Origin of the sequence: Geobacillus sp. DSP4a, from assembly GCF_013096875.1 — a bacterium.
In the GTDB taxonomy this organism is placed as follows: domain Bacteria; phylum Bacillota; class Bacilli; order Bacillales; family Anoxybacillaceae; genus Geobacillus; species Geobacillus thermophilus.
Genome location: NZ_SDLD01000207.1, coordinates 1 through 427 on the forward strand (window position 1 = coordinate 1; position 427 = coordinate 427).

General features: G+C 67.2%; 1 protein-coding gene. It reads left to right on the plus strand.

The genetic code is table 11. The annotated features are described in order from the left end of the window. Positions 1–427: histidinol dehydrogenase (locus ETC02_RS17025; RefSeq protein ID WP_171698484.1), on the plus strand; the 427-nt coding region annotated here is incomplete at both ends.

Consider the following 427-nt stretch of genomic DNA (forward strand, 5'->3'; position numbering starts at 1 on the left):
CTATGTGCCGGGCGGCAAGGCGTCCTACCCGTCCTCGGTGCTGATGAATGCGATCCCGGCCAAGGTCGCCGGGGTGTCCGAAGTGGTCATGGTCGTACCGACCCCGCGCGGCGAGATCAACGAGATCGTCCTCGCCGCCGCCTGCATCGCCGGCGTCGACCGTGTCTTCACCATCGGCGGGGCACAGGCCGTGGCCGCGTTGGCCTACGGCACCGAAAGCGTGCCGCGGGTGGACAAGATCGTCGGCCCCGGCAACATCTACGTGGCCACCGCCAAGCGTCACGTGTTCGGCCAGGTCGGCATCGACATGATCGCCGGTCCCTCGGAAATCCTCGTGGTCTGCGACGGCCAGACCGATCCCGACTGGATCGCCATGGACCTGTTCTCCCAGGCCGAACACGACGAAGACGCCCAGTCGATCCTGGTC